1 protein-coding gene is annotated in these 661 nt (G+C 66.0%); it reads left to right on the top strand.

Annotated elements, in window-relative coordinates:
- Positions 1–661 (top strand): tetratricopeptide repeat protein (locus HW837_RS37405; protein ID WP_193383561.1); only part of this gene is annotated, 661 nt, incomplete at both ends.

Raw genomic sequence — 661 nt, 5'->3', positions numbered from 1 at the left:
CTCCAACCGGCAGAGCGAGACCGGAGACCGACAAGCAGCACTCACCTCAATCACCCAAGCCGTCGAGATCCACCGCACCCTCGCCCAGGCCAACCCCGCCGCCCACCTCCCCGACCTCGCCATGTCCCTGAACAACCTCTCCGTCCACCTGAGGGAGACCGGGGACCGGCAGGCAGCACTCATCTCAATCACCGAAGCCGTCAACCACTACCGCACCCTCGCCCAGGCCAATCCCGCCGCCTACCTCCCCAACCTCGCCAGCTCCCTGAACAACCTCTCCGTCCACCTGAGGGAGACCGGAAACTGGCAGGCAGCACTCATCTCAATCACCGAAGCCGTCAACCACTACCGCACCCTCGCCCAGGCCAATCCCGCCGCCCACCTCCCCAACCTCGCCAGCTCCCTGAACAACCTCTCCAACCGGCAGAGCGAGACCGGAGACCGACAAGCAGCACTCACCTCAATCACCCAAGCCGTAGAGATCCGCCGCACCCTCGCCCAGGCCAACCCCGCCGCCCACCTCCCCGACCTCGCCATGTCCCTGAACAACCTCTCCAACTGTCAGAGCGAGACCGGAGACCGACAAGCAGCACTCACCTCAATCACCCAAGCCGTAGAGATCCGCCGCACCCTCGCCCAGGCCAACCCCGCCGCCCACCTC

The sequence above is a fragment of the Streptomyces caniscabiei genome, from assembly GCF_014930365.1.
Taxonomy (GTDB): domain Bacteria; phylum Actinomycetota; class Actinomycetes; order Streptomycetales; family Streptomycetaceae; genus Streptomyces; species Streptomyces caniscabiei.
This window is presented reverse-complemented; position numbering and strand designations above follow the sequence as displayed.